The organism is Paenibacillus polysaccharolyticus, from assembly GCF_023714295.1.
Lineage (GTDB): Bacteria > Bacillota > Bacilli > Paenibacillales > Paenibacillaceae > Paenibacillus > Paenibacillus polysaccharolyticus_A.
This window is the reverse complement of record NZ_JAMAUN010000008.1, coordinates 23013-38464: the sequence shown is the minus strand read 5'-3', so window position 1 is coordinate 38464 and position 15452 is coordinate 23013. Positions and strand designations below refer to the sequence as shown.

General features: G+C 49.4%; 7 protein-coding genes. All 7 read right to left on the bottom strand.

Annotated features, from left to right (window positions below):
* Positions 1-313 precede the first annotated feature (313 nt).
* The 7 genes from M3629_RS18645 to M3629_RS18615 all read right to left on the bottom strand — a co-directional run bounded on the left by M3629_RS18645 (position 314) and on the right by M3629_RS18615 (position 15127).
* Positions 314-3559 (bottom strand): hypothetical protein, encoded by a 3246-nt coding sequence (locus M3629_RS18645; protein ID WP_251509310.1) that lies wholly within the window; start codon positions 3557-3559, stop codon positions 314-316.
* Positions 3556-4815, bottom strand: coding sequence for a TRAFAC clade GTPase domain-containing protein (locus M3629_RS18640; RefSeq protein ID WP_251509308.1), 1260 nt, complete (start codon positions 4813-4815; stop codon positions 3556-3558). The genes M3629_RS18645 and M3629_RS18640 overlap by 4 nt, the downstream gene beginning before the upstream one ends.
* Before the next feature lie 126 nt (positions 4816-4941).
* On the bottom strand, positions 4942-5634 hold the full coding sequence (locus M3629_RS18635; protein ID WP_090924167.1) for a beta-mannanase: 693 nt from the start codon (positions 5632-5634) through the stop codon (positions 4942-4944).
* A 21-nt stretch (positions 5635-5655) separates the two neighbouring features.
* Entirely contained in the window at positions 5656-6939 is a 1284-nt protein-coding gene (locus M3629_RS18630) for a vWA domain-containing protein (RefSeq protein ID WP_251509306.1), read from the bottom strand.
* A gap of 178 nt (positions 6940-7117) precedes the next feature.
* Complete coding sequence (locus M3629_RS18625) at positions 7118-9691, bottom strand: transcription initiation factor TFIID (RefSeq protein WP_251509304.1); 2574 nt, start codon at positions 9689-9691, stop codon at positions 7118-7120.
* 13 nt (positions 9692-9704) lie between these two features.
* On the bottom strand, positions 9705-13094 hold the full coding sequence (locus M3629_RS18620; RefSeq protein ID WP_251509302.1) for a tubulin-like doman-containing protein: 3390 nt from the start codon (positions 13092-13094) through the stop codon (positions 9705-9707).
* Positions 13095-13333: 239 nt separating this feature from the next.
* A complete protein-coding gene (locus tag M3629_RS18615; RefSeq protein WP_251509300.1) occupies positions 13334-15127 on the bottom strand; it encodes a vWA domain-containing protein in 1794 nt (597 codons plus the stop codon).
* Positions 15128-15452: the final 325 nt, after the last annotated feature.

The following is a 15452-nucleotide window of genomic DNA, read 5'->3' as shown; positions in this document are numbered from 1 at the left end:
TGGCTGCCATGACACTTATTATATGAGATCATTTCTCAATGATTCCGTGCTATTTTTCACCGCTCGCCTAATGACCTTAATTTGAATCAATCAAATTATGTCTAATTTGTGAACCGAACGGATTTTCTCACAATCCTCTGTATACACTCACCTGAAATGAAGACTTGCTCTTCACATAAAAAACGATCCTGAAACCTTCGTTTCAGGATCATCTCTCTGTTATTTTTATCGATTAATGAACGCGGTATATGGTGTGGGCTACTATTCAAATCATTTAATTTATTCGTAGATAGGTAGATAGCTCATCCTAACTTTAGTGTGGCTCCTGCATCAGAATGATCGTAATTTCCGACCCAGCAGCGCCCTGCTCTATGCTCACAACACGTTCGGGGTTGATTTCTTCCGGGAGCGTGAGCTGTATACCATAAGGATACAAACGGTCTGCATCCGCAGCAGACAATTGTTTTGGACTGGAGCTGTCCGTTTCAGTCGAACCCTCCGATGAGTTTACTTCAGATGAATTATCGGGTGGATTGCCTTGATTTTGTGACGGTGTCTCATTCGTTTTATCATCCGATGTACTTGAGGAATCTGAGTCGGTTTGATTCGTCTGGGTGTCCCCTTGCTGCTTGGCTCTGTCTGTCATGTTAGCCGTAGAGTCTTCTGATTTTTGACTCGTATCTGCTTCGGATTCATTTCCCGTTCCTGTTGAACCTGCTGTACCTAAAGATGGATCATCTGCTGTAGCTGTGTCTCCACTATCATCCAAGCTCGTCCACTGATCTGTTACACCCAGTTCCTTCGCGCTTCCGTCATCCATACGCAGCTGGAGGTTCCCCTTCTCAAAAGGAATTCCGCCCGTCTCGCTCCGGAAGCGGATGACTATTTGGGAGGTTGATTTAGACCCTTCCTTCTTATTGGCGGCAGCAATATATGAAATATAGTCTGCCGGCTTCTCCTCGGGATTCGAGGTAGCCGCTGGTTCCCGATCTACCGGTGGCTGTGCCTGAGGTTCAGATGAATGGTTCATCAGAGCATAAGCACCTCCTGCAACTCCAATAATCAGGATTAGTAACAGTAAGCTTAACCAGCGCTTTTTCTTTCTCCCCGTCAACATGCGCATGAGGGGAGAGGCCAGCTCTGCTTTGGCACGATCATAGACCGGCCTCAGCGCTTTTCCTGCTTTGGCATAGTACGGCTTAAAAGTTGACTTGGATCGGAACGCTTCCCGATCATGGGTTTTGAAATAAAGGATGATGGCATCCGCATACCCTTTATGCGCGTTAGAACCACGAACAAACATCCGCTGCGCACCAGACCATTCAAAAAACGTATAAATCTCTTCAGGGTGCCCTGTATGGCTGCGTACAAAATCGATCAGACCTGTATAATCGAGCCGATTACTGCCGCTTCCCCCGCGATAGAATGCCAAAGACAAAGCCTCGTACGCTGCCGTTCCCGGGTGATTATGCAGCTCAGCCGCGAGCCAGCGGCGGGTCCAGCGCTGAAGCTCATCCCGCTCAGCAAGAGATAGGGACTCCATGCTCTCTTCCGCATTATCATAACCGCTCAGCCATGCTCTGGCTGCCAGCATCATATTGGTCCTTGCAACGACATCGGAGCCTTGACGTACCGCCCAGTCCCGAACCTCACGCTCATGCTGCAAAATATCGATCTGCAACAACTGCTCCCGATTCACCCGTTCCAGATCAAGATCCTGGATCATAAATAGGTTGATGACATAAGCAAGCTTGTCAGCCAGCTTGGTTAAAGCCTCCTGATATGCAGTCTGTTGTCCACGAAGGGATGAGGCGGTTGGTTTGCTGGAAGAATGCATAGTCATAGCCTGCTGCCCTGAATCGGCTAAAAATTCTGTTTGCCCGATATATCCGGTAATCTCCGATTCCAGCTCACCATTCTCGGTGATAAGGTCCAAAACGCTAACCCGCTGAAGAGCTTCATTCGCCGATTGCACCGGATTGGGTGCAGAACACAGTCTTTCCCGTAGCTCGGTACAAGAGCGTTCCACCAAAAAAGCGGATTGGATCGCAGACGGATGGGCCGTAACCCATCGCTGAATAAGCTCAATTACGCCCGCTGCCGTCTCGGTACGTTTCAGCTGATTGTCCAGATATGGCTCAAACAGCAATTTCGTTAACGAAGCATTACCCAGCACCTTATCAAAGAAGGCCTGATTCAGCTGAGCATCCCGATCCAGAATGGTATACAGCTCTTGCACAGCACGCATCCGTTTCTGTGCTCGTGCGTTGTTCACGGCGTAGATAAAATAATCCACAATCCGGGCCTTCACCACAGGTGCAGCAATCCGGAAATATTCGCCGATGCGGGAGGCCACCGCTTCCTCGGGTACATTTTCCCGCCGTACACTGTCTAATTCCCGGCTGAGCAAGGTCAAGAACAGTTCGTTCAGACGTGAACGCTGCTGTAATCCGCCCTCCGGCTTCAGATACGTCAGCAAGCCGCTCAGGACTTCATGCTTGTTATTCAGATATAAATCCTCTACCCCTTGTTCAAGGCTGTAAAATACAGATAACTCGCCGTAGGCTTCGATGGAAAATTCCCGCCCAGGCTCCATACCTGCCAGCATTTCATCAGCAAATCCATAAAACTCTTCCGACCTTGCCTGATCCTGCATCAAAAACCAGGCGAATTCCGCATAAGGCAGCTTCGCGACTGAAGCGTCTGCGTGTGTGACACGTCCAGAGACGAGATCAAAGGTAAAATCCTTCTCTGTATTCCGGTCTTTGGGACGCAATGTGCCACGCTCCACAAATTGCACATGAATACCTTTCTTCGCCTGTGGCTCCTTAGCAAACGTCATAAAACCAAGCTGCCGTCGGAACGCATAGGGTAATGCCTTGTAAAGCAGACGCAGCAAAGCTTTTGCTCCCGCCGTTACTTCCTCTGCTGGTAAATCAAGCGCTATGTATACTTTGCGACGTGCCGCCACAGATTGCATCACGGCATACAGCATACGCTTGAACAATGTCTCGTCCATTTTCAGAGCACTTAGAATCTGGCTCGGTGACGTGTTTGCCTCAAAGCTACCACCGGGCAGTTCAGTTCCAAGTCCTGCTCCACCTTCTGTCGCTAAAGGCAATGCTGTCAGTGCAGGTAGCTCTGTACCCTGCTCGATATCATATGAGTTGGCGAACACGGCATCTAGCCAGTCGCCACGTTTCATATATTCTTCCGAGCTTGCCGGTGATAGAACATAATTGTGAGCGAAAAACGCGCTGCGCAGGCCGGTAAAATCCGCAGCCTGATACACATTTTGCCCGAGAATGGTCTCGCCGCTCTCCAGATGTAACAGGTGCATCGAAGCCGGATACTTGCTCTCATCCTTCTCACTTCGGCCTATCAACTCCGCAGGAGCATCATAGACACAGTAAGGATGAAGTACTTTTTTGATAAAAGAAGGGTCCAGCCCCGGTGATGCAGCCACCGTATCGAATCCCTCCGTCGTCCGGAATACCCCGCGCCGCTCTCTTGTGTACATCTGCTGTTCAATGGGCGGAGTGTTGGAAGAACGCATCATCCCACTCTCCCCTCAATGTACTTGAGTTTGTATAACAACCACAGGAAAGGCTCGTCCACACGAATGGGACTGACCACACCCTGAATTTTCATATCTACCGGATTACTTCCCAGCGCAGATACGGCGAAATAAGCAGTGTCCTTGAAGTACACATCCATCGTGCCTTTGAACGGACGATCTACTTTCTCGATAAAACGGCGAATCTCACCGTCAATATTCTCGAACTCGGTCAGGTCGAACCAATCACGGTGCAACATGTTGCGGAACACATTGCTGTTTGATTTGATGTAATCGCCCTCCTCATCCTTGAGGGAGTGCAGCATGTCACTTTTGGTGAGTACCACAGCGGTTGGAATGTTGGTCTTGGCCTTGTCCTGATAAGCGATAAAGTCACCGAAAAGGGTCAGCACCACGTCGCGCGGTTCATCATATTTCGGGGTCCATTCACCCGGTTCGTTGCCCAGGTTAATGCGGATTTTGTCCCGGATCGAACGAATCTGGAGCGGGTCAACCATAAACAGAATGCCTGCCGAGTTTTTGATATGCTGTCCGTGCAAGCCCAGATAATCCTGTTCCACCATACCTTCACCCGCTACGTCAAAAAACACCAGGGTCAGCGGCGCTTTATCCTCGTCCTTGAACACAAACTGAAAAATAAATGGCTCCTGCAGCTTTTCCTTCTGGGTGGAATCCAGCAGGTCGCCTCGTTCAAACAATGGTTCTTCATAATCCGCACGGAAACGGCGGCTAATCTCTGCGTTGAGCGGCATACAAGCGGCATCAAAATGATCCGCAGTATAATGCTGCAACGTATGAATTAAGGAAGTCATATACACGGATTTCCCGACCTGGGATGCACCAATAATCGAAATGATGTTGCTTGGCGCCTTCCCCGCTGTTACAGGCAACTCATTATGACAATGCGGGCACAGACGGCGGCGTGTCATCACACCGTAACGATCATTCAAGCCCATGACAATGTTATCCGAATAGATTCGGTGCTCCTCCGGTACATCATAAGGTGACAGTACAGCTTCCATATCAAATACCGTATCCAGCCCAAAGCGTTCACGATATCGGTTAAGCTTGGCATCTTCTCCGAGTGCATAATCCTCGTCATCATCACGATGGTGAGCCGCACGGAACACAACCTCTTCCGGTGAGAATTTGCTAAAGCAGTATGGACATACGATATCGTAGAACAACGGCCGTTCCTCCGGCTGCTGTCTCTTCAAAAACCGGCTAAAAAAACTCATAGACACTCCCCTCCCCTTATCTGTGTAAAATACATCCAAGTTAAATGGAGTTATTTACACGGTACACTTCGATGACAGAACAACCTTCCAATCGCTTGAAAGCTCAACTTCAGTCGTCATGTCTGTTTAATCTGATATCAGCCGATAGGCAGCTCCGTACTTGGGGCCGTCCGTGAAGAATAACCTGATATAGTCGTCTTTGGCCACTTCCACGGGCGGCATTTCATTTTTCCCCGGTACAAAATCACTCACAAATGGATATACCGTTCCATCGTCCTTGTTCAGCGGAACGCCACCTTGTTTACGAACATAACAAAGCGCTTCTTTAGGCACAGGTACCTCAGCAGTTACCGTGATCAACACCGTCTTGCGTTTCTGAAAAAAACCGCTCTTATAGCGAATGGCAAAGCGGATATCCGCCTTGCCTGCACTTGCAATGCCCTGATTATCTTCATCCTGCTGACGGATCAGTACAGGCCCATCCTCATGCATCTGGCATGCGTACACCGTGTACTGGATCGCACCAAAGCCGGTTATTCGATCCACATACCCGTTATTCGCCTTGTACTCCTCTCGCGTATACAGCTTCAGCTTGCCCTGTGTCGATCCGCCCGCATCGTCTCCATAATCAGTAACACTCCTGTGTTCTTCACCCACACGATCCGTATTCATAAGATTAAGTTCCAATCGTTCCACGTATACCGCCTCAAGTTGCTCCGGCCAGAGCCAGCGAAGTGTGCAACGACCTTCGTCTACTGCGAGCGTCAACTTTCGAATCCGGGGAGCCGAAGGATCTGCATCTGCATTCATAAACCGCATATTCCGTTGACCTCCCCGATGTTAGAATCCTTTGCTGCGTGTATCTCTTGGCCGCCTACCGAATCCTTCCGCAGAAGAAGTTCCACGGCCAGCATCCCGGCGCCCTTTGCTCTTGCGTGGTGTGTTCTCTTTGATCGGAACAATCCAGGAGAAAAGGGTAAGTATACCTGACAGGATCAGCATGGCTCCCAATCGAACGAAAGCATCACCCACACTAGAACCGTTTAACCCCCACTCCAGTAACAGTCCGGCTAGCAAACCAGACACTGCACCACCTACACCGAAGCTGAGTGCAAGATGACGGTTATCAAACACAAGTCCAAGGGATACGCCAAGCGCCACACCGATCAGCAGCAAAGCCACAACACGGAAAATGGCCAGATACATACTGTGTTCCATCGCACCTGTACGCTCCGTCACGAGAGTACGTTCATCAATCGTATCGTAAATCTGCTGAAACGCGACATTCAGCCCACCTGCGTCAGGTACATCATAGTACATCCCGCCGGTTTGCTGAGCAATGCTCTTAAGCAAATCCGTACCCGAAGGGTCTACCAGGCTCAGACCAACAGTATGGATAGCCACCTGTTCCTGTACATATTGCGGCAAAATGCCTGCGATATCAGCATCACTGAATCCATCCGATAACAGGATAACGACTGTTCCCCGTTTCGGATCTTGTTTGCCTTCGATCAGTTTCATGCCTTCCCGGAGTACCGCATCAAAATTCGTCCCCCCGGATGTGGTGACAATGCCGTCGATTTTGCTATTCACTTCGCTTTTGGCAGCTTCACTATCTACGGCAATAAACGGCTGCAACAGTTGAGGCTGATCATCAAACGTAATGACAGCCACCTGTTTGTCGCTCTCCATCTGATTAATGAGCGTCTTGGCTGCTTCAAACCGCCCGGTATTGGGATCAGTCTCGTTCATGCTGCCTGAATTATCGATCATCAATATGATGTCTTTGACCTGTTTTGCTCCGCCCGGATTGATCTGGTACAGCAATTGCAATCCCATCCCTACAACCAGTAGCAGTGCTAGCGTTGCAGGCACAAGCAGCTTCCAGGACAAGCTGAGATACCTGAGCTTCCACGAAGCACCGTTCAGTCTTGGTGAGATCATCTCTGCCAGCAGGCAGAACAGCCCCACGCTAAGTGCTAGCACACCGAAATATAACCCCATCAGCAGCAGGCGCGGCATTTCCCCAAGCCACTGATGCAGCATGATTTCTCCTGCCGCAAAACCGACTGCTCCGCCAATCAGGCTGAACAGCACCAGGAGAAGATTGATTTTTCGCTGCATGTCTGCATGCATCCTTTCTCAACGCCCGCCAGAAGCGGGCTGACTTAGTACCCAAGAAATATAAAAGGACACCTCTGCTTAATCTAAGCAAGTTGAACTTAAAGATGGTTTACCTCTACACTCCCTTAACAGGATGCCCCTTTCCAACGTGCATGGTGCTATATGTTCTTTCATTCCGCTACCGAAGCGGAGACAGTTTCTCTGCTAGCTCCGCAGGGTGAAGCTCATAACCATTTTCCGTATAAGAATCGTAGTACACCTTACCATTACGGTACACCATAAGATCCTCCAGATGGAAACCACCCATCAGATTAAGCTTCTCTACCCCGCTGCTACGTTCCTCATATACCACACCCAGCTTGTAGATGCGTGAGGTTTCCTCGGCATGTGCCGCGTAGTCCATAAAAGCACTGTCATGATCGCCAAAAAAGTACTTCTCTTCATACCGATGCTCTTGCGTATAGTCGAACACCCGTATCCGAACAACGGCCTGATCTTCCAATGTGCGATACAGCCTGCGGAATAGATCATCACGGGTCAACACATCCCGATCCCTGTACGTAATCGTCACATTAGCTCGTTGCAGTAGTTCCTCTTCAAACGACAAGCGTAGCGGTTCCGCGGAAAGCAACAAGTCACGGCAAACTTCCATTAAGCGTGCAAGCAAACGGTCACTGCCTTTGATCGCAAGCTCATTCATATCTCCCATGTAGCGATCCTCGAACCATACTTCCCGCCCCCGTCTTGCCTCCAGATCGGCGATCAGTTCTTCCGTTACTTTGCCGTAATACTCCATGACGTTCTGACCAATGTATTCGTCAGCAGCGGCAATGCTCTCTTCCGCTACTTCATTCAATGTACGCTCCAGCGCTTCAAGTGAGGTTGTAACTTGACGGCTGTAGCGATGCAGTTCTTCCATTTCCGTATCGTAGATACGAAGCAAATGCAGTTCATTTTCCAACCGTAGCAGGTCTACCTTGGGTTCGTATACTCGTTCCAGTAAACAATCGATTAGATTGCGCACGTTCTGCTTGTCGCGGAAGAGCGCACGTTTGATCGGTTGATCCTCCACCCGCTCTTGCTGACGCTGTTCCATCAGTGCCCGTGCGGATTCGAGTTGCATCGATTTGTCGCGAATCAGGGCGAGCAGAGCTTCACGAACACTCCCTGGCTCACCGTCGCTCCAGGCAGCCCACTGAAAGTATCCTATTTCGGGATATTCCATATGAGACTGCTCGGCTTGACGGCGAAGCAACCCCGAAGAACTGCGCTCGCGTACACGTTCCTGCACCGGACGGACAACATTTTCACGGAAGTAGGCTTCCGCTCCTTCTCCATATAGCGCTCGCTCAGCCTCTCTTAAAGAGAGCGGCTTGAGTTCAGCAAAGCTGCGATTATGCGTCATGATGCCGCTCATGCCACTAACGAGGTCTTCGCTTGGCAATAGCCCCTCCACCTTACGTTCCACGGAGGAGGCATCCAGTCCGAAAAAGGCCATTTTGTCCTTGATGCTCCAGTCTGGCTCCTGTTGCATCCGGCTGAGCAGATAACGGTACAGATGGTACAGCACGGTCAGCGCAATCGGTTTGTTCGGCCGCCTGATCTCGGCAAAACCTGCACTGGCATACCCATGCTGATCCGAGGTGGTACGGATATTATTTTTAAACGACGTATTATTGTAGGTATTCGCGCCCGTGCTGGCGATGGCAGCCCGGTCTTCATAGCTTTCCTCCTGCTTTCGGTTCTTCAGCAGGCAGATGCGGCAGATGATCTCGGCATTTTCAATCCAGCCGCCAGGTACACCGGTGCCACGTTCGTTTTTGTCCGAAAGTACATAGACCAGATCAAACAAGGGCGCTGCAGGATGGGTTACGGGAATGGATATCCCGTCCTCCGTCACCAGCAACTTGCCGCTGAACATGTAATCCAACGATTGCATGTAATCGAGCTCACGCAGAAAAGCAAGTCCCGCTGCGCTGGCATATCCAAAGGAATCGACCTGCTCCATCTCGCTAACCAGCACATGAAGATCCGTCTGTACCGACTTGAAAGACTGTGCCAGAATGGTCTCGGCCAGCTTCGTTATCTCCGGCAACAGTACATTCAGCGGATCATCGGCCCGGGTAATGACGGTTACGTAAATTCGATCAAAGGACGAATACAGCCGTCCATATTCAGCAATACGGTTGCTTACCCGCCGCATCATTCGATTTAATCCAAAAAGCGCCGCTGCCGACTCGTGAAAGCGACGGTGTACATCCTTGCGCAGCGTTTTGGAAGAACTCCGCTGTGAATGCGAGGTGGAGATTGGTAAACGGTGGTACGTGACCTGAGCGTTTTCATAGGATGACTCGGCCCCATAACCTAATCTTGCTTTCTCGTGATTGTGAGACGAATTCATTTCATTCACTGCATCTACTGGATGCAATGCGTTCGAATCACTTGAAGCACTCGATGCATTTCCCGCATCGGCTTCATTCGATGTATCATCTGTCCCAATGTGTACGTATACTACACCGTCTTCGTTATCCCACTTCAACTGGTTAATATCATGCACAGCGGACACCGCAGGTTTCACCAGATCACCAACAAAAAGGAACAGCGCCGGGTAATGGATGCTGCTGCGTCCATCCCCTTGGCTTCCATGGCGTTCCTGTTCTAAGGCATACCGGGCAGCGTACTTGTAAAGCTCACGCTTTAAGGCGTGCTGCATCCCGTTTTCTTTTTGCTGCATATTCATTGGTACATTCATACCATCAGCCACCTTATTTCAGCCTTCTGCGAATATCGTTCAGCTTCGACGACATCGTTCTGTAGAACTGGTAGATGTCTTCTCCGTTCGCGAGTTCTACCCGTTCATACTCCAGACGATCACGCGACTCCATAAACAGTGCCGCCAGATCATCCAGCTTGCTCAGGAGCGGTGTAATATCCTCGGATGCGGTCAGGTCGTTGTCGCGACGGGAGGATTTGCGTAGCAATGTACTGCGATCCTTCTCGGACAGGCCGCGGAAGTTGCCAAACACTTCGTATTCAGCGAAATTACGGCTTTTCATCAGGTTAGCGAACGGTTCCCATGCGTCTTCCTCCGGATCACGGTCATAGACGTATAGTGCACCCTTTTTAACAATCGTATCTGTATAGAGTGCTTCGATGAAGCGATCATACCACTGCTCTTCATCCTGATACTGTGCGAGAATGCCTTCCAGTTCAGCCACTTTCGCAGTGATTGCATTCATCTTCGCCAGTTCCTCACGTACCCGCGCGATAAGCTGTGGAGAGCGTACAAGGTTTTCTTTCGCCATATCTTCATTAATACTTCCGAAAATATCCTTCACATCCACCCGCGGCAGTCCTTCGGATTGCAGGCGTTTCAGCTCCATAACAGCTCGTTTCACCTCACCCAGATTCGGTGCGTTCGATGTGAGGCGCATGTCGTAAGCAGCCAGCTTGGCAGACAGGTCAAACGGTCCCGTTGTGACAATCGCATATCGGTTACTTGTATTTTCATCCTGCGATTTGGCAGTGACAATGTTATAACCGAGCGCTTGCTCGAATTCATTGCGAACCCGTGCATTATAGTGCTTCACGCGGGCATTCTCGTACACATCTCCCCAAGACTTTTCCGGGATTGGAGAAGGCAGGTACGTCCAGTTATTTTTCTCCGTCTGCACCAGATGGCGTCCAATGCCCTCTTTGTCCAAAATCGTGCGTTCGTAGCTCTCTTCATACACTTTGAGCGGTGTATATACAAAGAGCGGTACCCCGTTGCGTGTATTCAGCCAGAAAATACGGTTCCGCACTTCGCTTTCTTTAACAGTAAAGTGAGATTTGCCTACGGCATTGTTCTGGTAGTTACGAATCCCTTTCAAGATACCCGGAGCCTGTGCTGGCACGGACACAAACCCCCAAGAAGGGAAATGTAGACTGCCTGTGCTATTGCTCAGATTAAACACTGGCACGGCCTCGTCATCCAGCTTGCCTGCGATGAAACGTTCCACGAATTTCTCAACGGACTCGTCTTTCCCGTATTTGATCACCAGGAAATCTTCCATGGAGCGAGTAATGAGATCACCGAATTTTTCACTCAGGAAATCAGAGATGGAGCTGACGATATCAATCTCGTTTTCCTTCACCCACTGGCTGGAATTCTCCAGCAACTCACGCGAGAAGTCGCGGATCAGATCATCCGTGTCGCGTTTGTCCAGCAACCCGTCCACCACGCTCACGATATCCGGTACACTTACCACGTTCCAATAATAGGTTTTGTTGCCTTTATGATCCGTTTGCTCTTCGCCGCGTGTCAGCAGATCGCCGTTCTTGGCAAAGATGGAGCTGAGTGCATTCAGCGTCTCGGAAAATACGTTATAAATGCGACTGTTCTCTTGATTCAGCAGCTCATACAGATCTTCATAGAACTCGATCATCTGGTCGTTGCGTTCCACATCGGCGTGCAACCAGTATTCATGAATCTTCGCTTCGATATAAGCATTCTTTTTCTTCTCTTTGGAGACAAAAGCACTCTTCGCATCACCCAGCTTCTCTTCGGATTGCTCCTGAGCCGCTTCAATATCACGTGGAATGCGGAACGCATTTTCCCGTAGCGTTTCGATGTACGACTGAATCATTTTTAGTACACAGAATCCTTTTTCGGTATAAATCAAACGAGAGACATAGAACGGCCCCTGCTCAGGATGCAAAAACATGCGCCGAATCTGCTCTGTAAACTGACCCGCAATCTCGCCCGGAAGCTGTTTCTTCGCCTTGATATATTCCTCACGGGCACGTGCCAGGAAGTTCTGTTCCAGCTCCGTATCCATGTTGACGACCTGTGATTTCACCACGTTGCCATAGGACAGGCGTTCGCTGTTCTGGTAACCCGGAAGCGGTTCGGGTACGCGGGATTCGAAGGATTTGACGACACTTTCGAGATCAATGCCCAGCTTACGCGCAAACTTCTCGGTATCTTCCTGATTCGGTGCCTTCGAGAACATCGTGCTCATTTTGTCGAACATCCGGTATGCCAGATATGTTGTCATCTCTTCGATCGGCAGTACAGCCGAAGATGCGCCGATGATGTTGTAATCGTAGTTGGCCGGGTACACTTTGTTCATCTGTGCGATGTTGGTGCGAATGTTGCTAATATAGTCATGGATCGCAAATTCCTCACCCGATTGCTTCTCTTCACTTGAGATAAAGTTGGTGATGTTCTCCGCCGTAACGTTCATGCAGTAGTCGTAGGCATTCTCCAGTAACTTGCCTTCCGTATTCGTCGCCGAGATCAGATGACACAGGTTAAATGGCGGCAACGGTGAGTTCACGGCCAAAATGTTGCCGTACTTTTGTGTAAACCGCTCACCGCGGCTGTCCACGTTCATCCAGTAATCCAGCTCTTTGAGCGCTGCATATCCATTCTTGCGAATATATTCGCGTGTATGCTCGCTCAGGCTTTTGTTAGACAGGTTCACGTCAGGCGTGAACAGGTAACCGAGCGTGTTGACGCGGTCAATCCCGGCAGAGCCGTGATCCCGCTCAATGATGCCGCGCACGATATAGGAAATATCGAGGAAGCAGCCGCTGCCTGTACCACCGGACAGACCGGTGAGCAGGAATACCATCAGTTTTTTGTTCGTACCAACGGATAATGTTTTGATCTTTTTATCGATGGCCTGTACGACTTGATTGATCTTCGTAAACAGCAGCAAACGTCCAGCCTGACGCACCCCTGCGGCTCCGTTCATACCGTCCGTGATGCTCAGTTCAGGAGACAGCCAGTCTGTAATATACGGCTCCAGCACGCTGCGGTTCTGCAAAAGGCCACCAATCTCGGCATTCGAAAGCAGTACAAATTCGTTGATCGGATCAAGTCCGATGCCTCTGTATTTCTTCGCGCGATCCTGTTCGTTTGTCTCAAACGCCAGAAATTCGACATTGTCCGGCTTCTCCATCTTTTTCTTGGACACCGGGTCTTGTGGCAGCTTGAAACGACGATTGATCTGATATTTCAGACGCAGTAGCGCGTCAATTCCCGTTCCGCCCAGACCGATAATCAGAATAGGGTTGTCAATCGTATCGACCCTGATTTTCTCACTGACGATACCTCCGCCCAGTGATACATCCAGTTGTTGAATATGTTCTCTCACGATCGGTTTCATTCAATATCCTCCCTGTATTTCAATTAAAAAGACTAGAAATATCATTTACACTTGCCACTCCGATGACAGAATAATCTTACGATCGCTGTTATCCCCGGATATCTTTGAATATGTTTTTCAAGGTTGATATCCGGTGATAAAGGCGAACGCTTCGCTTCTCCAGCTTTTTTCTGTCCTCTCCGTTAACGTGTAAATTGAAATCTGTCTTTTAAAGCTCTCATTCAATGAGCTCCAACACGTCACACCAAATACTCAATCAAAATCGTTTTATCCGCCTGTTGCAGCGGGATGCTCAGTCGATCACCGTTCTTCAGTTCAACGCCTGAGCTTGCATCTACCGCACGACCTGATTTCTCCAGCGTACCTCCTGCGGTATTGCGGATGATCAATCGGTCTCCATTGCCAGGAGTGAATATATATTTCTCGGTTTCCTTCAGTTCAGGGTCAAGCTGCAGCAATTGATGCAGGTGGAATTTGCCCCGGAAGGATGCCAGTTTTTTGTATTGCGGATAAGACTTATCTCCAGTGTTCTCATCCCGAATCTCCACGATGATCTGACCGACAAAGCCGCGGTTTTTGCGTTTCAGCCAGCCCATCAGGAACCAACCGCAGGCCGCCACCACGATCAGGGCAATCACACCCAGGATGACGGGCAACCAAGGGAACGGCTTATCATTCGCAGCAGGTGGCGTTGTCGGTTGTGCCTGACTTCCGCCTGTGCCCCCTGCATTAATGACAATCGGTGCACTTTCACGGTAAAAGCTGTCTTCCTCTGCACGGATGATCAGTTCATAGTTGTGATTGTCCGGCACTTCAAAGGTTCCGGCAAAACCGGAGCCGGTGTTCTTCAGCGCTTGCTCCTCACTCTTGCCTGCGTCCTTGTCATTCACGATCAACGTGGCTTTCATGTCCGCGTACAGATCTTTATCTTGTAGCGGTTGACCGCCATTTTCCAGCCTCGCTGACAGGTCGATCTTGTCGCCCTTCGTATAGGACTTGGTCTTAATTGGGTCCGCAACGAGTTGAAGATCGTAGTTAAACAGCAAGTTGATATCGATGCTGTCTTTGGGAGCCCCTTTTACCCGAAGTTTCCAGTCGCCCTCCTGAGGTTTCAAGAGCTTCACCAGCGAATAACTTTTGGAGGTAGATAGCTTGGCCTCATTCGAATTCAGGTTTACGTTCTTGCCAGAAGGATCGGTTAACTGTACCTGTACTGGCTTCGAAGACATGATGGAAATATTGGCTTCGAGCACGCTGTCATTCGGCACGTTCACGGTAACTTCCTGATAACTGCCGTTTCCGGTTATAGAAGGTAGCTTCACAACATTCAGCTTGGCATGATCGGCGAAAATTTCACTCAAAATCTGCGGCAGATCATCCGGTGTATCGGTAATAAACGACTTGCCTCCCGTTTGTTTAGCAAGGTCTGCAAGTGCATTTTTGTTCAGCTTGCCATCGGCATTGAGTCCGATGGTGTATACTGGAATGCCTTTCGTTTGCGCATCCTTGACGGCTTTTGCCAGATCCGCATCCGACTCGGCTTGGGTGCGTCCTTTGCTTTTGTTGAAATCGTTATTGCCATCCGCCAACAGTACAATCATGGGCGAGTGTGATGCGTCAGCCCCATGATTCAAAATATTCATAGCCTCCGCAACACCAACGGATATATCGGTGTATGGGCCTCTGCCAAGCTGGTCGATAAAGTCTTTCAGATTACTTTTATCTGCGTCAGACTGAATCTCAAGCATTGCCTTTTCTCGCTCCACCTGATCGGTATAAGCCACGATACCTACTTTATCGCCGACGGTGGGCAGCATATCTATAAACATTTTCATCGCTTCGTTACTGATCTTGTCGCGATCACTTGTATTCATCGAGTTGCTGACATCGGCTACAAGCACCGCGTCGATTCCACTCGTTTGTGCCTGGGCAGCTTCCGCTTGGGGGAGCAATGCCGAAGGCAGCAGCAGGGTTAGTAATGCCAGCAGAACCAGAGTTCCGCTAAGCCAGCGTTTTTTGCGTATCCGCAGCATGGGCTGTACTCCTTCACGTTTGAGATTAAAATGCGAATAGTTTATTATAGGCGTCAAGCCTTAAGGAAATCTTAACAGTCTTCTAATAAAATCTGAAAAGCACCCCTATTCTGAGTTACAATTTTGTAATGTCTGACAAAAATCGACGATTTTAGCGCTTTTGTTGGAATTCAAATTCCAACTATGGAAATATGATATAGCTATTACCAACAAACCGCAATATAACAGCGCTTGATCTTCAAGCCTTAGAAAGGGACGGAATTATGGTTACATACGTATGCCTCGCCATAGTGTTTCTTTTTGTTGTGATCAAGGTGATCACGTT